Raw genomic sequence first — 23192 nt, forward strand, 5'->3', positions numbered from 1 at the left:
GAACGGCCACCGCTTCGTCCAGCACCGGATCGCCGCCGAGGCCACCGAGGTGTGGGAACTGCTCCAGGCCGGCGCGCGGGTGTATGTCTGCGGTGACGGCAGCCGGATGGCGCCCGGTGTCCGGGCCGCCTTCCGCGAGCTGCACGGCGCGTGCACCGGCGCCTCGCCACAGGAATCCGAGGCCTGGCTGCGCGAACTGACCGCCTCAGGACGCTACATCGAGGATGTGTACGCGGCGGGCTGAGGCCCGGCTCTCTCCCGGCGGGCCGGATCTTCCGGCTCGCCGGGGTCAAGGCGGAGGGATCAGCGCACCGCGGTCGGGCGGTGCGCCGAGCCGGGGCACCGTGCGCGCGCTACTCCCAGCCCTCGTGCCGTGCCGCCGCCCCCGGCAGATGGACGACCACCAGCGCGATCCCGGCCAGCGTGACGTTGCGGGTCGCCGCCTCCAGCCCGTTCCAGTCCTTGGACTGCCACATCGCGAACCACTCGCCGCCTATCGCGAGGAAGCCCGCACCGAACAGCAGCAGCACCATCAGCAGCCCCACCGTGCTCACCTGCCGGGCACGGGCGAAGCTGCCGCGTCGTGCGCCGACGGCCCACAGCGCGGTGGCCGCGAGCAGCACCACCGAGGCCGCCGTCTCCCAGGCGATGATCGCCAGATACGCGGCGTCCTGCACCGCGTGCGAGGTCAGGGCCCGCCACATCAGCTCCGGGTCCTTGAACGTGGTGTCCATGGCCAGGACATGGCGGACGAACTGCCGGTTGGTGTCGAAGTCGGTGATATTGCCGAAGGCGACGAGTGAGAGGTAGAGGGCGACCGTCCCGGTGAGTACGGTCGCCGCGAGCGGCAGTCCGGTGCGCGGTGTTCTCTCGGTGCGTTGCTTTTCGGTCATGTGCCCTCCCGGCCGGTGCCTGTCAACGACTGTTCCCCTACCCGCCGCCGCCCGCGTGGTCCCCCGTGCATCGAACTCCCGTACGCTGCTGCCCGGTCGGCCGGGAGACCAACCGGTCGAAGGGGCGTTCGCCAGTGTGCCGGACGGCCGAGGACCTAGGGAAAGCGGGGCACATGAACGGGAAGCGGTGTGTGGGGACGGCCGTCGTCGCGGCGGCGGCAGTGATCGCGGTGAGCGGGCCGGCGGGCGCCGAGCCGGCCGGCACGACATACGGCACCAGCACGTCCGTGGGCGTTCACAACGCCTATGACAAGGAGAAGTACCGCTACTTCGCGGACGCCCTGGACTCCGGCGCCGCCCTGCTCGAACTCGACCTCTGGTCCAACGGGCTGGGCCGCTCCTGGCGGGTCTCGCACAGCAATCCGCTCGGGAACAACAGCAACTGCGAGGGTGCCGCGAACGCCTCGGAGCTGCGCACCAAGAAGCGGGACCAGGACTTCGCCGGCTGCCTGGCCGACATGAAGGCCTGGCACGACGCGCACCCGGGCCACCGTCCGATCCTGTTCAAGGTCGAGATGAAGGACGGCTTCAACGCCAAGGGCGGCCGCGGCCCCGCCGAGTTCGATGCGCTGGTGCGGCAGCAGCTGGGCGACGCGGTCTACGGCCCCGGGGACCTCACCGGCGGACATGCCAACGCCGACGAGGCGGTGCGGGCCGGCGGCTGGCCCTCGCGCGCCGACCTGGCCGGCAAGTTCCTGTTCGAGCTGATACCCGGCACGGTCGAGGAGAAGAACCCGTTCGACAAGCTGTGGACGGACGTGGAGTACGCCGGCCACCTCAAGGACCTTGCGGCGCAAGGGAAACTGGCGCAGTCGACGGCGTTCCCCGCCGTGCACGGTGCCGCTCCCGGCGACCCCCGCGAGCGCTACGCCGACCCGGCGCTGCGCCCCTGGTTCGTGGTCTTCGACGGTGACGCCGCGACCTATCTGAACGGCAGTATCGACACCTCCTGGTACGACTCCCGCCACTATCTGCTCATCATGACCGACGCGCACAACGTGCCGCCGGTCATCGACGGCACCCGCCCGACCGAGGCGGAGGCGCTGGCCCGGGTCGGCCAACTGGCCGCGGCGCATGCGAGCTTCGCCACCGCCGACTGGTATCCGCTGCCGTCGGTCCTCAAGACCGTGGTGCCGCGCGGGGCATGACAGCGGACGCGGCGGCCCGGGAGCCGGGCTGTGCGGCCCCCGGGCCCGGATTCGTGATCGCCCGCCGGTAGAGCGCGGCAATGTCCTTGCCGAACCGGCTGCTGTACGAGACGAGGTCGTCACCGCCCCCTTCGAGACCGCCTATCACGCCGATCAGTGACCCGGTGCCGGTGGCCGGGTCGAGGTCGGTGAGCATCGGGCCGCCGCTCGTCCCGTTCGGGAACCCCGGGCAGGCGAAGCGGAGTTGGGTCGGGCTCTGGGCGTCCGCGGTGTGCCGGCAGCTGACCGGTGTGTCCTGGTCCTCGGGGTAGCCGGTCAGCTGTGCCGGGCGCCCGGCCGGCGCGTCGAACCGGATCCGTTCGGCCCCGGTGACGTCCTCTATACGGCCCCCCGCCCGCCCCGCCCGGCGTACCCGCAGGAACGCCACATCGTGATCGGGGTCCCGGTCGCTGATCCAGCGCGGATCGACCTGGATCCGGATGGGCACCCACAGGCCGTACGGTGCGAACCCGTCGTGCAGGCCGGGCGCGAACACCAGCCGGGTACGGAAGCCGCCGTCGTGCACACAGTGCGCGGCCGTGACGACGAGGTCGCCCGCCGGGGCGTGCACCACGCTGGCCGTGCAGTGGTGGAACGGCTCACCGTCGTCGTCGGCGGGGGAGAAGAGCGCGCCGACCGCCGGAGAGGGCGCCGCCGGGGCCGCCTGCAACGGCCGGGACGCCGCCAGCGGGGCCGCCGTCCCGCCGCCGTACCGTGCCGTCACCGGCGGCCCCGGACGCTCCTGGTAGGGGCCGGCGAGCACCGTGGCGGCGGCCTGGTCGCCGTCGGCCCGGGCCGAGAGATAGGAGCCGGTGGCGGTGTCCCCCGCGGCCAGCAGCGGATCGCGCGACGGGGACCCCAGCGCCAGCGCCGTGCTGCCCACGACCACGGTCAGCACCCCGAGCGCCAGGGTCGCCCGCAGCGGAACGCCGGCCCGGCCGCGACCCGTGCAGGTCGGCCCACCGGGGCCGAGGCAGTCCGCGACCGAAGCTGTTCCGGCGTCCTGGTCCGCCCCGGCGCCGTCCGCCGGCGCGGTCCCGCGTTCGCTCGTCGCCACCCGCCACCGCCTCCCCGCATCAGCCGGCGAAACCCCGTCGGATGCGGGGGCAACACCGGAACCAGACATTTCACCCAGTCTGATGCAGGGGTGCGCGCCGTGGTTCGGTCAGTTGGCGGATCATTCCGCACAGGCGTCGAAGATCACGGCACAAACCGCACCGGAACACCCGGCACACCCGCCATTCGAGGGGCCCGAGGGCCGGACCGGGCGGAGCGGGCCGGGCGTGCCGCCGGAACGCGCTCCGCTGGGCCGGTCGGGTGAACCGCGCGGTGCCCCGTCGAGGCCGGACCCGGCCTTTCCCGGCGCCCTCCAGTGCGTGCCCGGCGGCTCCCGCTCAGGCCGTGAGCCGCACTCCCCGGCCCGAGAGGTGGTGCCGGATCAGCGCCTCGGCCAGGCCGAACTCGTTCGGGAAGTCCATCGGGACGATGCCCAGGCCCGTCCAGGCGCTCCCCTCCGATCCCGCCAGCAGATTCTTGACCTGCGGATTGAGGCGGTCCGCGTTGGAGCGGGGCGGCAGCAGGGCCGAGGTGCTGACGTAGTTGACGAAGAGCTTGCCGGGCTGGGTGACGGCCTTGCGGAACTGGGCCTCGATCTTCGGGTACTTCCCGAACGGCTCCGCCATGTAGTCGTCCTGGATGTCGAACAGCTGCGGATCGGCGTAGCGGACGCCGCCCAGCCCGTCGGAGTCCGCCAGCAGGACCACCCTGCCGCGGGCCTGACCGAGCGTCGGCAGGCCGGCGTCGAGCCGGAACAGTGACCGGTAGCCCTTGTCGTCCAGGTAGAGGTCGAAGATCCGGCGGAACTCCTCCGCGCCGACCTCCGAGTACTCCTGCTTGACCCGCATCAGCACTGTCTCGGAGGGGTGGGCCTGGAGGAACGCCCGGCAGGCGTTGAGCACATCGCCGAACATCAGCTCCTGGTAGAAGGCGCCGTGATGAATGGCGAAGACATTGTCGATGGCCCGGCAGCGGACATCCAGGAAGCGGACACCGCTGGTGAGTTGGGCATCGACGGAGGTGTTCTGGCAGGCGACCCAGGGGCCGCCTATCCGGGCGCCCGAGTCATGCGTGCCGGGGATCGTCAGCCGCTGGACGGGGGTGGCGTCGTCGAGCGCCGACATCCAGTCCTGTACGGACAGGACGGGCGCCCGGCGTGGGGCCGCCCCGGCCGTGAACTGCCCGCTGCCGACGCCCGCCAGCACCCCCGCGGCCGACAACCCGGCCGCGCCCCGGAGGAAACCCCGCCGATCCAGTCCCAGCCCCATGCCGCTTCCCCTGTCCGTCGAGTCTGCGTGGGTGCGCGGCGGCGTGCCCGGTGCGCACCTGCGGTCGGGGCATCGAACCACAGGGAGCCTGCGGACGGCACCCGGCCGGCGGACCGGATGTCACGCCGGCCGGGAAGGGGCGGAAATCAGACGCGGAAGGACAGCGACAGCGCGAAGCGGTCCGCGCTGTCCGTCCACCAGTTGTTCAACTCCAGTCCGGCCGCGGCGAGTTCGGCCCGTACGCCCTCCTGACGGAACTTGGCAGACACCTCGGTCCGCAGTTCCTCGCCCGCGGCGAAGCTCACGGCCAGGTCCACTCCGGGGATCTTGACGCCCAGGTCCTTACGGGCCCGCAGCCGCATCTCGATCCACTCGCGGTCGGCGTTCCACACCGCGACATGGTCGAAGTCGGCTGAGTCGAAATCGCCGCCCAGCTCGCGGTTGATGACCTCCAGGACGTTCTTGTTGAACGCGGCCGTCACGCCCTGTGGATCGTCGTAGGCGGCGACCAGCGTGGCCTCGTCCTTGACCAGGTCGGTGCCGAGCAGCAGCGCATCCCCCGGGGAGAGCATGCCGTGCACGGAGTGCAGGAACGCCGAGCGCTCCTCGGGGAGCAGATTGCCGATGGTGCCGCCGAGGAAGGCGAGCAGCCGCGGACCGGGGGTGTCGGGGAGTTCGATGCCCCGCTGGAAGTCGGCGACCAGCGCATGCACGCTGAGCCCGGGGTGCTCGGTGAGCAGCGCCTCGCCCGCCGCGGCCAGCGCGGATTCGCTGACGTCGATGGGCAGATAGGTGTGCAGTTCGCCCAGCGCGCCGATGAGGTGGCGGGTCTTGTCGGAGGAGCCCGACCCCAGCTCGATCAGGGTGCGGGCCTGGGTGGCGGCGGCGATGTGATCGGCGCGGGTGAGCAGGATCTCCCGCTCGGCGCGGGTCGGGTAGTAGTCGGGCAGCTTGGTGATGTCCTCGAACAGCTCGCTGCCCCGCGCGTCGTAGAACCACTTGGGCGGCAGCTGTTTGGGGGTGCGGGTCAGGCCCGTGGCGACATCGGCGCGCAGCGCGGCCGCGGTGGCGTCGGCAGGGAGGGTGCGGGTGATGCTGAGCGGGCTCACGTGGCGGACTCCTTGAGCGGGGTCAGGTGGACGTCGGTCCGGGTGGCGCGCAGCAGGGTGCGGTCCGGTACCTCGGTCCAGTGGGGGGAATCGTCGTACGGTTCGGAGGCGACAACCGTGCCGCCCCCGGGAACGGCCAGGTGAAACAGCGTGTCGCCCCAGGTGGTGGCGGCGATGGCGGTGCCGTCGGTCAGCAGCAGATTGAGCCGCGAGCCGGGCGCGGCCGCGGCGACCGCCGTGACGGTGCCGGCCAGCGCGTCGCCGAGCTCGTCACCGCGCGCCAGCCGGTGCTGGACCAGCGCCCACAGGAACGCCGCGTCGCAGCGGGCCGGCAGCCGTAGCAGCTCCCGCGGCGGCAGTTCGGCGGCCAGCGGGGCGAGCGAGTCCGGCCAGCCGGTCACCGCGCCGTTGTGGCTGAACAGATAGCGCCCGGCGGCGTACGGCGCGGCCGCGGCCTCGGCGTCCGCACCGGCGACGGTGGCATCGCGTACGGCGGCCAACAGCGCGCCGGTGCGGACCACCCGCGCCAGGTCGGGCAGCAGATCGTCGCCCCAGATCGGCCCGGCCCGCCGGTAGCGGGCGGGCACCGGGTCGCCCGGCGCGTACCACCCGACGCCGAACCCGTCCGCGTTGACCGTGCCGTGCCGCTGCCGGCGCGGCTCCCACGACTGCCGGTACAGGCTGTGCGGCGGGGCCAGGACCACCTGTTCGAAGGGCACTTCCGGCCCCAGATAAGCAAGATGACGGCACATCAGGCAGCGGCCTCCCGGGGTGTCCTCGCCGCGGCCCTCACGCGTCCGCCGCCGGGTCGGCGTCCCGGGCGGTACGGAACCCGGAGAAGATCTGGCGCCGGACCGGCAGGTCCCAGTTGCGGAAGGTGCCCCGGCAGGCGACCTCGCCGACCGCGAACGAACCGCCGCGCAGCACCTTGTACTCGTCGCCGAAGAACACCTCCGAGTACTCCCGGTAGGGGAAGGCGGCAAAGCCCGGATACGGCAGGAAGTCGCTCGCCGTCCACTCCCACACATCGCCGATCAGCTGCCGTACGCCGAGCGGCGACTGGCCGTCCGGGTAGCTGCCGATGGCCGCGGGCCGCAGATGCCGCTGGCCGAGGTTGGCGTGCGCCGGTGTGGGGTCCTGGTCGCCCCAGGGGAAGCGCCTGGCCCGCCCGGTCGCCGGGTCGTGCCGGGCGGCCTTCTCCCACTCGGCCTCGGACGGCAGCCGCCGTCCGGCCCAGCGCGCATAGGCGTCGGCCTCGTACCAGCTCACATGCAGCACGGGCTCGTCCGGCGGCACCGGTTCGGTCACCCCGAACCGCCGGCGCAGCCACTGGCCGCCGTCGCGCTTCCAGAAGAGCGGCGCGCGCAGCGTGTGCTTCTGCACCTGCGCCCAGCCCTCCGCGGCCCACCAGCGCGGGTCCTCGTAGCCGCCGGCCTCGATGAACCGCTGGTAGGCACCGTTGCTGACGGGTGTGGTGTCGATCAGGAAGGAGGGCACCAGCCGGTGGTGCGCGGGCCGCTCGTTGTCCAGCGCCCAGGGCTCGGTGGCGGTGCCCATGGTGAACGGGCCGCCGGGGACGAGGACTTCGGCCGGCAGGATGTCGTCGGGGGCGGGCGGCGGCTCGGGCGCGGTGAGCACCGCGGGGCCGTGGCGCAGTTGGTGCGTGATGAGCATGGTCTCGTCGTGCTGCTGCTCATGCTGCGCGATCATGCCGAAGGCGAAGCCGGAGTCGAGCAGCGGAGCGCCGTGCAGCGGGGTGCGCTCCAGGATGTCCAGCACCCGGCCGCGGACGTCGGCGACGTAGCCGTGCGCCTCGTCGGGTGCCAGCAGCGGCAGCGAGGGGCGCGTGGCGCGGGGGTGTTCGAAGGCGTCGTAGACGGAGTCGATGTCCGGGCGCAGCGCGTCCCGGCCGCCGACGGTGCGCAGCAGCCACTGCTCCTCCTGGTTGCCTATGTGGGCCAGGTCCCACACCAGTGGGGACATCAGCGGGGAGTGCTGCGCAATGAGGTCGGGATCCTCGACGCAGGTGGTGAGCAGGCGGGTGCGGTCGCGAGCGGCGAGCAGCGCCGAGGCCGCGCGTTCACGAAGGAGCTCGGGGTCGAGGGTCACTGGCTGTCCTTCCCAACTATGAGGTCGCCCTCCGCGGCGTACAGGGCGTCGAGATGATCGTCCGCGGGGCAGCGGCCGCGTGCCACATAGCGCTCGGTGAACTCCGCGACCGCCGTGAGCACCTCGGGGGAGGCGCCGAGCCGTGGCAGTGCCTCCTGTGCGGCGGCGAAGCAGGCCACCGCCGCCGCGTGCAGCTCCGGGTCGGTCAGCGCGCCGCGGGCGGCCCGCCGCCACAGCGGATTGCGCGGCGCGGGGCGGGAACCCGCCGTCTCCGCAAGGGGTTTGACGATGCGGTACGCCCGTTCCGTGGCCTCCGGGTCGTCGAACAGCGCGGCCGTGACGGCCAGCGGCACGACCCACCCGGCGTCACCCGACTGTGCGTCGATCATGCGCAGTTCCAGATGGCCGCGCGGCCGTACCGGCGGGAAGAGGGTGGTGACGTGGTAGTCCAGATCCTCCTGGGTGGGCGGCCGGGGCACGCCGGTCCGGATCCACTCGCGGAAGGTGAGCCGCTCCGGCGAGTGCCAGGGGCCTTCCTCGGCGCGGATGCACATCACCGGAGCGTCCAGGACGTAGTTCACCCAGGCGGTGCGCGGATCGGGCCCCGGCGGCGGGGCGAGCGTACGGTCCGGGTCGAGCTGCGACCAGACGACCTGGCGGGTGGTGCGGTAACCGGTGGGGCAGCCCTCGCTGGTCGGGGAATTGGCGAAGGCCGCGGCCAGTACCGCGCCCAGCAGATGGGCCAGCAGCCAGCGCCGGCCGTGCCCGAGCGGCCCCGGCTCCTCGTACCCGGCGTCCACACACACCTGCACGGACGCGGTGGCGCACATCATGGACCGCCCGGCGGAGCCCCACCGGTCGAAGTACTCCTCCATGGCGTTGTAGCGCGGCTCGGTCAGCACCCGCTGCGGGCCGTGCCACGGATTGTGACCGTGGCCGGCCATACCCAGGCCCATGGCCAGCATGGCGGGGCGGACCAGTGCGAGGTCGGCGGTGACCGACTCGATGCACTCGGTGAGGGAGCGGGCGGGGAGCGAGCTGAGCTCCAGCTGACCGCCGGGCTCGAAGGTCAGCAGCGAGGCGAGGGGAAGCGCGCGAAGGGTCGTGGCCGCGTGGTGCAGCCGGGACGGTTCGACCGGACATCGGGGGTTGCGCGCGTCATGGACCAGCCATTCGATCTCGACTCCGATGCGGCGCGGCGGCCCCGTCTTGAAGCATATTCCGCGCAGGTGAGCTTCCAGCTCCGCTTCTGTTTCCGCAGGCCGTACGGGCATGGAATCCCTCTCCCTGGTGGGGTGGCGGCAGGATTGCCGCCCTCCACCTAATCTGCTGCGGGCGATGCGCTCAAGGGCGCGTTTGTGCCGCGGCCGGTGGGACGGGCTTCCACGGGGCGAGCGGGCCGTCCGGGCCGGGAGACCACGGACGGCGCCCCGGCGTCCTCCCGGCGCCTGGACGGCCTTACCGCCCGCCGGCGGGACGGGCGACCGGTCCGGCGAGCGGCGGACGGGGGCGGGAGAGGGGTACGGCCGTTCGAGTGAGTGCCGGGCGGGGTGCTTTTTGCCGCCGCGGCGGCACGGCGCCTCCGCCGCCCGGTGTCACTGGCGGTAGCCGGCCAGGAAGCGGCCGATCCGGCTGATCGCCGCGTCGAGGTCATCGGCGTGCGGAAGAGTGAGGATGCGGAAGTGGTCCGGGTGCGGCCAGTTGAAACCGGTGCCCTGGACGACCTGGATCTTCTCCCGCAGCAGGAGGTCGAGGACGAACTTCTCGTCGTCGTGGATCTTGTGAACGGCCGGATCGAGGCGGGGGAAGGCGTACAGCGCGCCCTTGGGCTTGACGCAGGAGACGCCCGGGATCTCGTTCAGCCGCTCCCAGGCCATGTCGCGCTGCTCGCGCAGCCGGCCGCCCGGCAGGACCAGGTCCTGGATGGTCTGCCGGCCGCCGAGCGCCGCCTGGATGGCGTACTGGGCGGGCGCGTTCGGGCACAGCCGCATGGAGGCGAGGGTGCCCAGGCCCTCCAGATAGTCGGCGGCGTGCTGCTTGGGGCCGGAGACCACCAGCCAGCCGGAGCGGAATCCGGCCACGCGGTAGGACTTGGACAGTCCGCTGAAGGTCAGGACGACCAGGTCGGGGGCGAGCACCGCGGCGTGGTGGTGCACCTCGTCGTCGTACAGGATCCGGTCGTAGATCTCGTCGGCGAAGACCATCAGCCCGTGGCGCCGGGCGAGATCGAGCATGCCCTCCAGCAGCTCGCGCGGATAGACGGCGCCGGTCGGGTTGTTCGGGTTGATGATGACCATGGCCCGGGTCCGGTCGGTGATCTTCGAGGCGAGATCGTCGAGATCCGGCAGCCAGTCGGCGGACTCGTCGCAGAGATAGTGGACGGCCTTGCCGCCCGCGAGCGTGGTGACCGCCGTCCACAGCGGGAAGTCGGGGGCCGGGATGAGGACCTCGTCGCCGTCGTCGAGCAGCGCCTGGACCGCCATCGAGACGAGTTCGGAGACGCCGTTGCCGAGGTAGATGTCGTCGACGTCGACGTCCGGCAGCCCGCTCTGCTGGTAGTGCTGGGCCACCGCGCGGCGGGCGGAGAGGATGCCGCGGGACTCCGTGTAGCCGTGCGCGCGGGAGAGGTTGCGCATCACGTCCTGGAGGATCTCGTCGGGGCACTCGAAGCCGAACAGGGCCGGATTGCCGGTGTTCAGCCGCAGCACGCTGTGGCCCGCCTCCTCCAGCGCGTCCGCGTGCTCGATCACCGGCCCGCGGATCTCGTAGCAGACATCGGCCATCTTGCTGGACTGCTTGAACTGCATGCGGCGGCCTCCCGGTCCTCGCTCACCGCGCGGCGCGGCAGCACTTGTTGACACCGTACTTGGTTTTACCAAGTGGGGACTTGGAAAGTCCAACTTCTGTCTATGCTGGTGTCATGCCGCGTCGAAGTTATGACCAGTACTGCGCCGTCGCCCGAGCCCTGGACGCCGTCGGCGACCGCTGGACGCTCCTGATCGTCCGGGAACTGCTGGGCGGCTCCCGCCGCTACACCGACCTGCACGCCGATCTGCCGGGCGTCAGCACCGACATGCTCGCCTCCCGCCTCAAGGACATGGAGCGGGACGAGCTGGTCGCCCGCCGCCGGCTCGCCCCGCCCGCAGCCGCCTTCGTCTACGAGCTCACCCCCCGCGGCCGCGCGCTGCTGCCGGCGCTCGCCGCGCTCGCCGACTGGGGCGCCCCCGCCCTCGACGAGAAGCGCCCGACGGACGCGGTGCGGGCCCACTGGTTCGCCGTGCCCCTCGTCGCGCGGCTGGCCCGGCACTTCGCCGACGGCATCGAGGTGGTCGACATCGCCCTCGACGAGGGCGAGTTCCATGTCGTCCTCGGGGGCGACGGGGCGGCTGCCGGGAGCCCGGACTCCGGCGGACCGGACGACGGCCCCGGCTACGCGGACGGCCCGGCCGAGTGCCCCGACATCCGTCTGCGCATGGACACCGCGACCTGTGCCGAGATCGCGTACGATCGCCTCTCCCTCGCACAGGGGATCGAATCCGGCCGCATCGGGGTCACGGTGCCCGAGGTGTCCGGCGAACAACGGCGACGGAAGAGGACGACAACGGCATGACGACACGCCCACTGGCGGTCTTCGACCTGGACGGCACGCTCGCCGACTCCACCCACCGGCAGCATCTGCTGCAACGCACCCCACGCGACTGGAAGGCCTTCTTCGCGGCCGCCACCGAGGACCCGCCGCTCGCCGAGGGGGTGGCCCTGGCGCTGCGCAGCACCGAGGACTGCGAGGTCGTCTACCTCACCGGCCGCCCGGAGCGCTGCCGCCGCGACACGCTGGCCTGGCTGGCTCAACACGGGCTGCCCAAGGGCCGGTTGTGGATGCGCCCCAACAGTGACCGGCGCCCGGCCCGGCACACCAAGCTGGAGATCCTGCGCAGCATCGCCCGCGACCGCGAGATCCGCCATGTCGTCGATGACGACGAACTCGTCTGCGACGCCTGCGAGAAAGCCGGCTTCCCGGTGATACGGGCCCGATGGGTGACGCCGTCCGACACCCTGCGGGATGCCCAGCAGCGGGCCGGGCGGACGTAGCGCCGGGGGCGGTGGTGCGCCGGGCCCGGCCTTGCGTCGGGCCCGGCCCCGGCCCCGGCCGCGCGCCCGTTCGGCGGAACTGACGATACGTCAGGAGCGAAACCGGGTAGCGCTCGGGAAATGGATCATGCATCAGGAACCCGGGCGCGCACCGGGCTTGCGCTACTGCTGGCCGTGGCCATGCTCACCGTGTTCTGGGCCCCGGCGGCCACGGCGACGGCGGACCCGGGGAGCGGCGGACGCACCGGCTCGGCCTGGCTGCCCTACTGGGGCGACGTCGACGCCGCCTACCGCGACGCGCTGCGGCACGCCTCCCAGCTGCACACCGTCAGCCCCTTCTGGTACGAGACCTCCTCCGACACCGACATCAAGGGGCACGCGGGCGCGGGACGCCGCGACATCATCGACGGACTGCACGACGCCGGCATCGACGTCGTGCCCACCGTGACCGAGACCCTCGGCGCCGAGAAGATGGCCGACCTGATGCACGATCCGCAGCGGCGGCGGGACCACGTCGACACCCTGCTGGAACTGGTCGAGAGCCGTTCCTACGACGGGATCGACCTGGACTACGAGGCGATGGCCCTCACCGGTGACCGGGAGGACCGCGACCGGGTGCGCACCGGATACAACGCGCTCGTCAAGGAGCTGTGCGCGCGGCTGCACGACCGTGACAAGCAGTGCGTGGTCACGGTGCTCGCCCGGGTCCGCGGCAGCGGCCAGGCATTCGACTACGAGCGGCTCGGCAGGTACGCCGACCGGTTCCGCATCATGGGCTACGACCTGCACTGGTCGGGCGGCGAGGCCGGTCCGCTGTCCGCCAGGGACTGGTACGACGAGTTTCTGCGCTACGCCACCGCCACCGTCCCCCGGCACAAGATCGAGGTCGCCTTCCCGGGCTACGGCTGGGACTGGATCAGCGGGGTCACCGGCCATGCCGCCCATCTGACCTGGAAGGAGGCCGAGGCGCTGCGCGAGCGGGAGGACGCGGACTACCTCTTCGACGCGGTGTCCGGCACCCCGCACTTCACCTATCTCAAGGACGGTGAGGAGCACGAGGTCTGGTACCAGGACGGGCGCGGGGTCCGCGAGCAGCTGCCGCTGCTGAGGAAGTACGGGGTGCGGGGCACCGGCCTATGGGCGCTCGGGTTCGAGGACCCGGACTTCTGGTCCGCGCTCCGCGGCGAGTAGCCGCAGCGCCGCCTCGGACGGTGAGCCCGGCGCCGCGGTGTACATCATCACGCCGTGCCCGGAGCCGTCCGGCGTCTGCATCATCTCGAAGTCCAGCTCCAGGCCGCCCACCAGCGGATGGTGGAACCGCTTGGTCCCGAAGGTGCAGGTGTGGACGACATGCCGGGACCACAGGCTGCTGAACTCGGTGCTCTTCATCGACAACTCGCCGATCAGCGCGGCCAGTTGCGGGTCGTCGGGGCGCTGCCCCGCGGCCACCCGCAGGGAGGAGACGGCCCGCCGGATCTCCTCCTCGCGGTCCGGGTACAGCTCGCGGGTGTGCGGGTCGAGGAAGAGCAGCCGCTGGGCGTTGGGGCGGTCCTGCGGGCGGCCGGGGCTGTCGAAGTCGAGGTGTCCGGCGATCAGGGCGTGCCCCAGGCGATTCCACGCCAGGATCTCGAAGCGCGGTCCGAGCGCGAGGGCCGGTAGGTCCGCCACCGCGGCGAGCAACTGCCGTACGCCGGGGCGGACCTTGTCATGGCGCACCGCGGGGCGCCGAGCCGTGGTGGGACGGGCCAGCGCGCGCAGGTGCGCCCGCTCGTCGTCGGTCAGCCGCAGCGCCCGGGCCAGCGCGTCCAATACCCCCTCCGAGGCGTGGTGGCTCTGCCCCTGTTCCAGGCGGGTGTAGTACGCGACGCTGACGCCGGACAGCTGGGCCAGCTCCTCACGGCGCAGACGGGGGACACGGCGGCGGGCCCCGTAGGAGACCAGTCCGACGTCCTCCGGCTGGAGCCGGGCACGGCGGGTGCGCAGGAAGTTTCCCAGCTCGGCGGGGGAGTCCAGGGCGGATGAGTCCATGCCGCCCAGTCTGCGGCACCGGGCGGGCGGGAGCCTGACCCTGTCATGGCCAGGATCCGGGGCCCGGCCGGGGGAGGGGCGTCCTGGTGCGGGCGTCCAGGGCCGTGCCGAGGTGTCTCGCCGTGATGTGGCGGAGACTGTTCCCTGCGGGATACCGACCGCTTAGTATGTCGCTGGCGAGGGCGCCGCTGTGCCCTCCGCCCCACCCGCGTATCCAAGGTTGTGGAGGCACCAGGTGAAGGCATGGCGCGTACACGCGAACGGCGAGCCGCGTGAAGTGATGCGGCTGGAGGAGGTGCCGGACCCGCAGCCCGGACCGGGGCAGCTGCTGCTGCGGGTGCGGGCCGCCAACGTCAACTTCCCCGACGCCCTGCTGTGCCGCGGCCAGTACCAGGTACGGCCGCCGCTGCCGTTCACCCCCGGCGTGGAGATCTGCGGCGAGGTGCTCGCCGTGGGGGAGGGGGCGGCAGGCGAGACCGGGGCGCGGGTGCTGGCCCAGCCGCCGCTGCCCGACGGCGGGTTCGCCGAGCTCGCGGTCGTCGACGCGGCGACGGTGCGCCCGGCCCCCGAGGCCCTGGACGACGCCGAGGCCGCGGCGCTGCACATCGGCTATCAGACCGGCTGGTTCGGACTGCACCGCCGGGCCCGTCTCCAGGCGGGCGAGACCCTGCTCGTGCACGCCGCGGCAGGGGGCGTCGGCAGCGCCGCCGTACAGCTCGGCAAGGCCGCCGGCGCGCGGGTCATCGGTGTCGTGGGCGGCGAGGACAAGGCCCGCACCGCCCGCGCACTGGGCTGCGACGTGGTCCTCGACCGGCGCTGTGACGACATCATCGCCGCCGTGAAGGAGGCCACCGGCGGCCGCGGCGCGGATGTGGTCTACGACCCGGTGGGCGGCGAGGCGTACGCCAAGTCCGTCAAGTGCATCGCCTTCGAGGGCCGGATCATCGTCGTCGGCTTCGCCGGCGGCGCCATCCCCACCCCGGCCCTCAACCATGCGCTGGTGAAGAACTACGCGATCCTGGGCCTGCACTGGGGCCTCTACAACACCAAGGACCCGGCCGCGGTCGACGCCTGCCACGAGGAACTCGCCAAGCTCGCCGCGCAGGGCGCCGTCAAGCCGCTCATCGGCGGCCGGTTCGCGCTGAAGGACGCCGCCGAAGCCGTCCAGCGGGTCGCCGACGGTACGTCCACCGGCCGTCTCGTCGTCCTCCCCGGAGCGGAGGAGACCCGATGACCGACGCCGCCGACCTGCGCGGGCGCACCGCCGACCTGCTCGCCGCACACCCTCCGGCCACCACCGAGCGGCTGGCGTTCCTGCGCGCCCGTTTCGACGCGGGGCTCGCCTGGGTCCACTTCCCCGAGGGCCTCGGCGGACTGGACGCGCCACGCTCCCTGCAAGCGGTCGTGGACGCCGAGTTGGAGGCCGCCGGCGCCCCCGGCAACGACCCCGGCCGCATCGGCATCGGCCTCGGCATGGCCGCGCCCACCATCCTGCGCTACGGCACCGACGAGCAGAAGCAGCGTCTGCTGCGCCCGTTGTGGACCGGCGAGGAGGTGTGGTGCCAGCTGTTCAGTGAGCCCGGAGCCGGTTCGGACCTGGCGGCGCTGGCGACCCGCGCGGTACGCGACGACGCGGGAGACTGGATCGTCGACGGCCAGAAGGTCTGGACGTCCAGCGCGCATCTGGCCCGCTGGGCGATCCTGATCGCCCGGACCGACCCGGGCCTGCCCAAGCACCGCGGCATCAGCTACTTCGTCTGCGATATGACCGACCCCGGCGTCGAGGTGCGTCCGCTGCGGCAGATCACCGGCGAGGCCGAGTTCAACGAGGTCTTCCTCACCGGCGTCCGCATCCCCGACACCCAGCGCCTCGGCGAGGTCGGCGAGGGCTGGAAGGTCGCCCAGACCACGCTGATGAACGAGCGGGTCGCCATCGGCGGCGCCCGCATCCCGCGCGAGGGCGGCATGATCGGCGTGGCCGCCGCCGACTGGCGCGCACGGCCCGACCTGCGCACCCACGATCTGCACCAGCGGCTGCTGAAGCTGTGGGTGGAGGCCGAGGTCGCCCGACTGACGGGTGAGCGGCTGCGCCAGCAGCTCACCAAGGGCCAGCCGGGACCCGAGGGCAGCGGCATGAAGCTGGCCTTCGCCCGCCTCGCCCAGGAGATCAGCGGCTGGGAGGTGGAGTTCCTCGCCGAGGACGGTCTGACCTACGACGACTGGACGATGCGCCGCCCCGACGGCGTCGACTTCACCGGCCGCGAGGCCGGCTACCGCTATCTGCGGGCCAAGGGGAACTCCATCGAAGGAGGCACCTCGGAAGTGCTGCTCAACATCGTCGCCGAACGTGTGCTGGGGCTGCCGCCCGAGCCGCGCACCGACAAGGACGTCGCGTGGAAGGACCTCCCCCGATGAACGACGGGACACCCCTGACCGGCACCCCGGCAGCCGACCCCGATCTGCTGTACTCCGAGGACGAGGACGCGCTGCGCGCCGCCGTACGGTCGCTGCTCGCCGACCGCGGCGATCCGGCCACCGTGCTCGCCGGACTGGAATCGGACGTCGCCTACGACACCGGCCTGTGGCGCGCGCTCGCCACGGAGATCGGCGCGGCGGGGCTGCTGGTGCCCGAAAAGCTCGGCGGAGCGGGCGCGAGCGCCCGTGAGGCCGCCGTGGTGCTGGAGGAGGTGGGCCGTTCCGTTGCGCCCGTCCCCTACCTGACCAGTGCCGTCATCGCGGTGACCGCCCTGCTCGGCTGCGACCACGCCCAGGAGGAGGTCGCCGCGCCGCTCGCCGCGCTCGCCGGCGGCCGCACCGTCGGTGTACTCGCGGTCCCGCTGCCCACCGCCCCGGGCGGGCTGCCGGAACCGGCCGTACGCGCCGGGGCGGACGGCCGGTTGACCGGCCGGGTGACCTCGGTCGCCGACGCCGCGGGCGCCGAACTCCTCCTCGCCTGGGCCCAGGGCCCCGACGGCCCGGCGCTCTACGCGGTCGAGGCCTCGGCGGACGGTGTCCGCACCGACTCCGTCACCCCGCTCGACCTCACCCGCCCCTTGGGCCACGTCATTTTCGACGGTGCCCACGGCCGCCTGCTGGCCACCGGGGACCGCGCCCGTACCGCCGTCGAACAAGCCCTGCTCACCGGCGCCGGACTGCTCGCCTCGGAACAGCTGGGCGTCGCCGAATGGTGCCTGACGGAAACCGTGCGCCACACGGCCGAGCGCACCCAGTTCGGCCGCCCCGTCGGCTCGTTCCAGGCGCTCAAGCACCGGATGGCCGCGCTCTGGCTGGAGGTGGCCTCGGCCCGCGCCGCCGCCCGTCACGCCGCCGACGCCCTGGCCACCGGCAGCCCCGACGCCCCCGTGGCGGTGGCCGTCGCCCAGGCGTACTGCGCGCCGGTGGCGGTGCGGGCCGCCGAGGAGTGCATCCAGCTGCACGGCGGCATCGGTATGACCTGGGAGCACCCGGCTCATCTGTTCCTCAAGCGGGCCAAGAGCGATGAGGTCGCCCTGGGGTCGCCGGGGCGGCACCGGGAGGCCCTGGCCGGGCTGGTCGCCCTCGGCGCCCCTTAGGGGGCGTCTCCCCGAGGACGGGTCTTTCGGAGCAGCCCGGGGCCGCGCTGCTCCGAAGGACACTCCTCGGCCAACCTCCTGCGTGGCCGGTGGCCTCCGGTCATTCGGTGATGGCGAAGGTCCGGCTGACATCGCCGACCGCGCCGTCACCGGCGGTGGACACCTCCAGGAAGTAGCGGGGGCCCGGCGGCACCTTGGGCAGCGTCACGATCGCCTCACCGTTCGGTCCGGCGTCCGCCCGGGGCACCACCAGGGCCACCCGCTGCGACCGGCCCTGCCCCGTCGCCGTCCGCAGCCAGACGTCCACCTCCTCGCCGGTGCTGTTCTTCCAGGCCACCGTGAAGCTGCCGTTCGCCTTGTAGTCGACACCAGGCTGCGGCGCGGTCACCTCGATCCGTCCCGTCGGGGGCGAGGCGAACTCAGCGGGTTCCCCGGGGACGGCACTGGCGGTGGTCGCGCCGAGGGCGGGGTCCGCGCCGAGGGCGGAGGTGGCGGCCCGCGCGGCCGAGCCCGCGTGGCCGGACGTGGCGGCCTTTGGACTGCCGTCCGAGGACCAGTTCTTGCCGGCGTCGGGGCGCGACGGCGCCAGCGAGATCACCAACATGCATCCGACGGCGGTGGCGGCGACGGCGACGGCGAGATTGGTGGCCATCGAGGTGGCCCTGGACATCGTCTCCTCGTTTCCTCGGGGGAGTGGCGAGCCGGAACATCCCCGGCACTCCGATCATCAAAAACGACGCGCGGAGCGACCACCTGGATGGACATCCCCAGCGCGACAGCCCTCCGCGGGCGGGGGAGAATCCCCCACTGCGGACGGGATCGACCCGTGCATCGGTGATGTCCTGAAAGTGCGGTTCGGGTAGCGTCGAATACATGAAGACCGCAACGCGTCGTGCGCTGATCGGACCGGTGCTCCTGCTGGTGGCCGCACTGCTGGCGGTGATCGCCGCGACGGCACCGGGAGCCCGTGCCGCCGGCGGGCTCGACGAGGCCGCGAGCGCCCTCAAGAAGGGCCCGGTCTATGTCGATCCCCGCGCCTCGGACCAGCTCTCCTCCGCGCAGGCGGACGCGCTGGCCAAGAAAATCAAGGACGCGAACAAGCCGGTCTTCGTCGCCGTGCTGCCCCGGGCCGCCGAGTACCAGCCCAGCACGCTGCTGCGGGACCTGCGCACCAAGGTCGGCATCAGCGGCGTCTACGCCGTCGAGCTCGGCAACGGCTTCAACGCCGGCGCCGACCCGCGGGTGATGTCGCACAGCGCGGTGCAGAACCTCGTCGGCTCGGTCAAGCGCTCCCAGTACCCGAGCGTCGACGCCCGCCTGAACAGCTTCGTCGACACCGCGACCCAGTCGGCGAAGGGCCAGGCCCCCTCGTCCTGGGGCGGCGGCTCCGGCGGCTCGGGCTTCGACACCGGAACGGCGATCGGCCTCGGTGCGCTGGTGGTCGTCGGCGGTGGCGGCGCGTACGCCATCGCCCGCCGCAACCGCAGAAGGCGGGCCGAGGAGGAGCGGGCCGCACTGGAGGACCTGCGGGTCGTCGTCGACGAGGACATCACCGCGTTCGGCGAGGAGCTGGACCGGCTCGACTTCCACCCCGGCGAGCCCGGCGCCGACGACGCCATGCGCGCGGACTACAGCCATGCGCTGGACGCGTACGAGGGCGCCAAGTCGTCGATGGCGGCGGCCGAGCACCCCGGCGATGTGCAGCCCGTGACCAAGGCCCTGGAGGACGGCAGGTTCTCGCTGGCCACCCTTGCCGCGCGGCGTGAGGGCAGGCCGCTGCCCGAGCGCCGGCTGCCGTGCTTCTTCGATCCGCGGCACGGCCCGTCCGTCGTCGATGCCGCCTGGGCACCCGCGGGCGGAGCGGAGCGCACCGTACCGGTCTGCGCCGCGGACAAGAGCCGGCTGGACGACGGCCGGGAGCCGCTGGCCCGTACGGTCCGCACCGCGAGCGGCGACCGCCCCTACTGGGACGCGGGCCCGGCCTACGGCCCCTGGGCCGGCGGCTACTTCGGCGGCGGACTGCTGCCCGGCCTCCTGGTGGGCACGCTGCTCGGCAACATGATGTGGTCGACCGACGCCTACGGCGCAGGCTTCGGCGGCGCCGAGGGCGGCGACTCCTCCGGAGCCGACTTCAACTCCGACGACTTCGGCGGCGGCTTCGGCGACGGCGGCGGTGGCGGGTTCGGGGACGGCGGCGGCTTCGGCGGCGGAGGCGACGGGGGCTTCGGCGGCGGCTTCTGAGCGCCGGGCGCCCTTGCACGGTCAACGGCCCGGGGCGCCGGGCGCTCCGGGTCCCGGCACGGTGAGCCTTCCGCGCCCGCGGCCGTCCGGCGCTCCGGGCCCCGGCACGCTGAGGGCTTCGCGCCCGCGGCCGCCGGGCGCTCAGCCGGCCGCGGCGCCCACCGCCCGCTTGGCTCCGAGGAACCGCCCGTAGCGCGGGCGCGCCGCGAAGTCCGCATAGCGCCATACGGCGGGCCGGCCGGCCTCCCGGCACAGATGCAGCACCTGGTCCGGCCCCAGGTGCACGCCCACATGCGCGCCGTACCCCGGCGGCCGGCCGTCGACCGGCCCGCCGTCGAACAGCACCAGGTCCAGCGGTTGCGGAGAGCCGGCCCGTCGGGTCGACCGCGCGTCCGCCCAGAGTTCCGCCGAGCGCAACGGCGGTATCAGCAGGCCGAAGTGGCGGAGCACGGCATAGGCGTAACGCTGGCAGTTCGCGCCGTCGGCCAGGTCGGCGAAGGCATCGGGGGCACCGCCGGGCGCATCGGCCGTCCCGTGCGGGGGGTGTGACGGGCATTCAGGTGTCCGGGCTCCCGGATGGCGGGCGCCCGAGTAGGTCACCTTGCGCAGCGCCTCGGGCAGCCGCCGGAAGGCTACCGCGCCGTGGACGGTGGGGACTTGACGGCCGGGCTCATCCTTCACCACGCCATGATGCAGGGGATCTCCCCCGTGCCGCACGTCCCGGTGTCGAGCAGTCTCGACGCATCGGATCCGACGTGCACTCGACACCGCGAGGAGATCCCCGATGGAACGCCGCTTTCGCAAGGCAGCTCTCTGGGGCGCGACCGTCGCCGCCGTCCTGGCGGCCGCCGGCCCGCTCGGCCCGGCGCACGCCGTGCCGCGGCCCGACCCCTCGCCCCAGCCCTCGCCCCGCGGCATGCTCGACGCGATGCGCCGGGACCTCGGGCTGACGGCGCAACAGGTGCGCACCCGGCTCGCGCAGGAGACCGATGCCCATCGCGCCGCGGCCGCCGTCCGCCGGGCGCTCGGCGCACCGCCCGCCGGGATGTGGTTCGACAAGACGACCGGCAAGCTCGTCGTCGCGGTCACCGGCGCCGCCGACGCACAGCGGGTACGGTCCGCGGGGGCGGTGCCCAAGACGGTGCCGCACAGCCGCGCCGCGCTCACCGCACTGGTGCGGCAGATCACCGGCCGGGCCGGCAAGGGCGTACCGGGCGTGACGGGGTGGGGCGTGGACGAGCGCGCCAACGGTGCCGTGGTCCGTATCGACCGCACCAGGAACACCGCCCGGACCGATGCCTTCGAGAAGGCCGTCCGCGCTCTCGGGACGCGTGCGAAGATCCCGGTCACCGTCGAGCGCAGCAACCAGACGCCGCGTCAGCAGGGCGGCTCGGTGGTGGGCGGCGAGCGCTGGACGCCGGGCTCCGAGGGCATCTGCTCGATCGGCTTCTCGGTGGACGGACCGGGCGGCTTCCAAGGGTTTCTGACGGCCGGTCACTGCACCCTCACCGCCGATCAGGCCGCGTACGGCAAGGACGGCAGCAGGATGGGGACCTCGAACCCGGGCGGCGGGCACAGCATCAACGACCGGGAGGGCGACTTCGGGCTGGTCGGGGTCGACCAGCCGGGCTGGACCGTCAGCTCGTACGTGGCGGGCCAGGGCGGTCTGCCGGTCACCGTCACCGGCTCCCAGGAGGGCCTGGTGGGCATGTCGATCTGTCACTCCGGGCAGAGCAGCGGCTGGCACTGCGGGGAGATCACCCGGGTCGACCAGACGGTGGACTACGGCAATACGGTCATCGCGGGGCTCTCGCTGACCAATGCCTGCTCGGCGCCCGGAGATTCGGGCGGCTCGTATGTCACCCAGCCCAACGCCCCGATGGCCCTCGGCGTGCACTCCGGTGGCGGCGCCGCCACCTGCGGCAACTTCGGCGGCCCCACCCTCACCATCTTCCAGCCGGTCGGTGAGGCCCTGGCCAAGTGGAACCTGAGGCTGAAGACGGGCAGCCCCTGACGGGCGCCCGCCGCCCGCCGGACCCCGGCGCCTACGATGGAGGCCGGTGGTCATGAGGCCGGGTGCGTCCGAGCGGCGGACCGGCCTACGGGGAGCGGGAGAGATCGTGGCGGAAGCGGCGCAGACGGCGGACACGGCAGCGGGTACGGACGCGGCGGAGCCGTTCGCCGTCGGGATCACGGTGCGCGGCTACGAGACGGACACCCAGGGCCACCTCAACCAGAGCGTCTATCTCCAGTACGCGGAGCACGCCCGCTGGTCGCTGCTCCAGGCGAGCGGCATCCGCCAGAGCACCATGGTGGACCGGCGCGTCGGCCCGGTGACCGTCGAGACCACCATCCGCTACCGGCGGGAGCTGCGGGCCGGTGACGAGGTCGAGGTCAGCTGCGCGTTCGTCTGGGGCGAGGGCAAGACCTTCCGCATCGAGCAGACCATCCGCAAGACGGACGGGACGGTGGCGGCCGAGGTGAGCGCGGTCGGCGGGCTGCTCGACCTCACCGAGCGCAAGCTGCTCAAGGACCCGCGGGCGGCCTTCCGCGACCTGGCCGACGACCCCTCGCTGCTCGGTCTCGCCGACGGCTGACGAGCGCGTTCGCGGCCCTCCGGTGTGCGAAAGGCGCCGGCGGGCCCGGGTAGTGTGGGCGTGTGGACATGCTGCACCTGCGCTACTTCGTGGCGGTTGCCGAAGAGCTGAATTTCTCCCAGGCGGCACGCAAGTTGCATATGGCGGCCTCTCCTCTGAGCCAGCGCATCAAGGACCTTGAGCGGGAGCTGAACCAGACGCTCTTCGACCGCACCACCCACCATGTCGAGCTGACTCCGGCCGGTGCCGCGTTGCTGCCGATGGCGCGCGATGTTCTCGAACGCGTCAACTCCATTCCCTGGCGGCTGCGCGAGGCCGTCCGTCCGCAGCGCGCCACCCTGCTCATCGGGATGCCCTCCGGCGTGCATCCTGCTCTCCGCGCCCGGGTCCGGGAGCTGGCGGACGCCTGCCGGGAGACGTACGAGCTCAAGCGCTGGCCCGGCCGCTCCACCGGCCTCGCCGAGGCGGTCCGCGACGGCCGGCTGGCGCTCGCGCTGGCCCGGCTGCCGGTCGCGGACCCCGCGCTCGGCGTCATCGAGGTCATGCGGGAACGGCTCGGGGCGGCGGTCCCCGCCGACCGGTTCGAAGGCCGCGAGTCGGTCACCCTGGACGAGCTGAAGCAGTTGCCCTATGTGGCCACCGCCCCCGAGGCCATGCCCGCATATTTCGATGAAATCGATGCGCGGCTGAACTCCGCGGGCCTGAGGAAGAGAATTCGCATCAATAGCTCCGACTATGCGGGTACCTCGGAACTGGTGTCCGGCGGAATTGCCTTCTCGATGACGATGCTTTCGCCGGACAGTCCGATGCATCTTTATCGGCTGGACAATGTGACCGTGCTGCCGGTGGACGACTTCCAGGCCGAACTGGCCACCGGCCTGCTCTTCCGTGAGGACCGGGCGGGGGCCGGCGGCGATCTCGAAGAGCTCGTCACCGCGGCGCGGCGCATCTTCGCCGAGGAGCTCTTCGCCTGATTCGCGCGC

At 72.9% G+C, this 23192-nt stretch carries 23 protein-coding genes; 12 read left to right on the top strand and 11 right to left on the bottom strand.

Features of this window, described 5'->3' with window-relative positions; translation table 11 throughout:
• Positions 1-244: hypothetical protein (locus M8I34_RS34760; protein ID WP_250056594.1), on the top strand; the 244-nt coding region annotated here is incomplete at its 5' end.
• Between the two features lie 109 nt (positions 245-353).
• On the opposite strand, the gene M8I34_RS34765 is transcribed toward M8I34_RS34760, so the two are convergent.
• A complete protein-coding gene (locus M8I34_RS34765; protein ID WP_250056596.1) occupies positions 354-893 on the bottom strand; it encodes a DUF2165 domain-containing protein in 540 nt (179 codons plus the stop codon).
• A 173-nt stretch (positions 894-1066) separates the two neighbouring features.
• Between M8I34_RS34765 and M8I34_RS34770 the strand changes: the two genes are divergently transcribed.
• Positions 1067-2101 carry a phosphatidylinositol-specific phospholipase C domain-containing protein gene (locus M8I34_RS34770; RefSeq protein WP_250056598.1) on the top strand — a complete coding sequence of 345 codons (1035 nt, stop codon included), beginning with the start codon at positions 1067-1069 and terminating at the stop codon, positions 2099-2101.
• Here M8I34_RS34770 and M8I34_RS34775 read toward each other — a convergent pair.
• The 7 genes from M8I34_RS34775 to M8I34_RS34805 all read right to left on the bottom strand — a co-directional run bounded on the left by M8I34_RS34775 (position 2073) and on the right by M8I34_RS34805 (position 10489).
• Positions 2073-3197 (bottom strand): trypsin-like peptidase domain-containing protein, encoded by a 1125-nt coding sequence (locus tag M8I34_RS34775; RefSeq protein WP_250056600.1) that lies wholly within the window; start codon positions 3195-3197, stop codon positions 2073-2075. The genes M8I34_RS34770 and M8I34_RS34775 overlap by 29 nt on opposite strands.
• Positions 3198-3534: 337 nt before the next feature.
• On the bottom strand, positions 3535-4464 hold the full coding sequence (locus M8I34_RS34780) for a phosphatidylinositol-specific phospholipase C (RefSeq protein WP_250056602.1): 930 nt from the start codon (positions 4462-4464) through the stop codon (positions 3535-3537).
• A gap of 146 nt (positions 4465-4610) precedes the next feature.
• Positions 4611-5573, bottom strand: coding sequence for an L-histidine N(alpha)-methyltransferase (gene egtD, locus M8I34_RS34785; RefSeq protein ID WP_250056604.1), 963 nt, complete (start codon positions 5571-5573; stop codon positions 4611-4613).
• Positions 5570-6325: an ergothioneine biosynthesis protein EgtC gene (egtC, locus tag M8I34_RS34790; RefSeq protein WP_250056606.1), complete on the bottom strand. Its 756-nt coding sequence runs from the start codon at positions 6323-6325 to the stop codon at positions 5570-5572. Before egtC ends, egtD begins: the two co-directional genes overlap by 4 nt.
• A 37-nt stretch (positions 6326-6362) precedes the next feature.
• Positions 6363-7682 carry an ergothioneine biosynthesis protein EgtB gene (egtB, locus tag M8I34_RS34795; protein ID WP_250056608.1) on the bottom strand — a complete coding sequence of 440 codons (1320 nt, stop codon included), beginning with the start codon at positions 7680-7682 and terminating at the stop codon, positions 6363-6365.
• Positions 7679-8956, bottom strand: coding sequence for an ergothioneine biosynthesis glutamate--cysteine ligase EgtA (egtA, locus tag M8I34_RS34800; protein WP_250056610.1), 1278 nt, complete (start codon positions 8954-8956; stop codon positions 7679-7681). Before egtA ends, egtB begins: the two co-directional genes overlap by 4 nt.
• 321 nt (positions 8957-9277) lie before the next feature.
• A complete protein-coding gene (locus tag M8I34_RS34805; protein WP_250056612.1) occupies positions 9278-10489 on the bottom strand; it encodes a pyridoxal phosphate-dependent aminotransferase in 1212 nt (403 codons plus the stop codon).
• A gap of 113 nt (positions 10490-10602) precedes the next feature.
• On the opposite strand from M8I34_RS34805, the gene M8I34_RS34810 reads away from it, so the two are divergent.
• From M8I34_RS34810 to M8I34_RS34820, 3 genes are all read left to right on the top strand, one after another.
• The gene (locus tag M8I34_RS34810; protein ID WP_250056614.1) at positions 10603-11292 is read left to right on the top strand and encodes a helix-turn-helix domain-containing protein; all 690 of its coding nucleotides are present in this window, start codon (positions 10603-10605) and stop codon (positions 11290-11292) included.
• Entirely contained in the window at positions 11289-11771 is a 483-nt protein-coding gene (locus M8I34_RS34815) for a hypothetical protein (RefSeq protein WP_250056617.1), read from the top strand. Before M8I34_RS34810 ends, M8I34_RS34815 begins: the two co-directional genes overlap by 4 nt.
• 120 nt (positions 11772-11891) lie before the next feature.
• Positions 11892-12962, top strand: coding sequence for a glycosyl hydrolase family 18 protein (locus M8I34_RS34820; RefSeq protein ID WP_250056619.1), 1071 nt, complete (start codon positions 11892-11894; stop codon positions 12960-12962).
• Here M8I34_RS34820 and M8I34_RS34825 read toward each other — a convergent pair.
• Positions 12906-13799, bottom strand: coding sequence for a helix-turn-helix transcriptional regulator (locus M8I34_RS34825; RefSeq protein WP_250056621.1), 894 nt, complete (start codon positions 13797-13799; stop codon positions 12906-12908). The two genes, M8I34_RS34820 and M8I34_RS34825, sit on opposite strands and share 57 nt — an antisense overlap.
• Before the next feature lie 235 nt (positions 13800-14034).
• Here M8I34_RS34825 and M8I34_RS34830 point away from each other — a divergent pair, with 235 nt between their 5' ends.
• Genes M8I34_RS34830 through M8I34_RS34840 form a run of 3 tightly spaced genes read left to right on the top strand, consistent with a single transcriptional unit; the run spans position 14035 to position 17371 of the window.
• Positions 14035-15033 carry an NADPH:quinone oxidoreductase family protein gene (locus M8I34_RS34830; RefSeq protein WP_250056622.1) on the top strand — a complete coding sequence of 333 codons (999 nt, stop codon included), beginning with the start codon at positions 14035-14037 and terminating at the stop codon, positions 15031-15033.
• The gene (locus M8I34_RS34835; protein ID WP_250056624.1) at positions 15030-16214 is read left to right on the top strand and encodes an acyl-CoA dehydrogenase family protein; all 1185 of its coding nucleotides are present in this window, start codon (positions 15030-15032) and stop codon (positions 16212-16214) included. The genes M8I34_RS34830 and M8I34_RS34835 overlap by 4 nt, the downstream gene beginning before the upstream one ends.
• Complete coding sequence (locus tag M8I34_RS34840; protein ID WP_250056626.1) at positions 16211-17371, top strand: acyl-CoA dehydrogenase family protein; 1161 nt, start codon at positions 16211-16213, stop codon at positions 17369-17371. Before M8I34_RS34835 ends, M8I34_RS34840 begins: the two co-directional genes overlap by 4 nt.
• 100 nt (positions 17372-17471) lie before the next feature.
• Here the strand turns inward: M8I34_RS34840 and M8I34_RS34845 are convergent, their stop codons facing one another.
• Complete coding sequence (locus M8I34_RS34845; protein WP_250056628.1) at positions 17472-18041, bottom strand: hypothetical protein; 570 nt, start codon at positions 18039-18041, stop codon at positions 17472-17474.
• Between the two features lie 203 nt (positions 18042-18244).
• On the opposite strand from M8I34_RS34845, the gene M8I34_RS34850 reads away from it, so the two are divergent.
• Complete coding sequence (locus tag M8I34_RS34850; protein WP_250056630.1) at positions 18245-19612, top strand: hypothetical protein; 1368 nt, start codon at positions 18245-18247, stop codon at positions 19610-19612.
• Between the two features lie 141 nt (positions 19613-19753).
• On the opposite strand, the gene M8I34_RS34855 is transcribed toward M8I34_RS34850, so the two are convergent.
• A complete protein-coding gene (locus M8I34_RS34855) occupies positions 19754-20293 on the bottom strand; it encodes a cell wall hydrolase (RefSeq protein ID WP_250056632.1) in 540 nt (179 codons plus the stop codon).
• A 103-nt stretch (positions 20294-20396) separates the two neighbouring features.
• Here M8I34_RS34855 and M8I34_RS34860 point away from each other — a divergent pair, with 103 nt between their 5' ends.
• The 3 genes from M8I34_RS34860 (at position 20397) to M8I34_RS34870 (ending at position 23183) form a co-directional block, all read left to right on the top strand.
• On the top strand, positions 20397-21626 hold the full coding sequence (locus tag M8I34_RS34860; RefSeq protein WP_250056634.1) for a S1 family peptidase: 1230 nt from the start codon (positions 20397-20399) through the stop codon (positions 21624-21626).
• 52 nt (positions 21627-21678) lie between these two features.
• Positions 21679-22209, top strand: a complete 531-nt coding sequence (locus M8I34_RS34865; protein ID WP_250056636.1) for a thioesterase family protein — start codon at positions 21679-21681, stop codon at positions 22207-22209.
• A gap of 68 nt (positions 22210-22277) precedes the next feature.
• Positions 22278-23183, top strand: coding sequence for a LysR family transcriptional regulator (locus tag M8I34_RS34870; RefSeq protein WP_250056690.1), 906 nt, complete (start codon positions 22278-22280; stop codon positions 23181-23183).
• Positions 23184-23192 lie beyond the last annotated feature (9 nt).

The organism is Streptomyces sp. MCA2, assembly GCF_023544705.1.
Taxonomy (GTDB): domain Bacteria; phylum Actinomycetota; class Actinomycetes; order Streptomycetales; family Streptomycetaceae; genus Streptomyces; species Streptomyces decoyicus.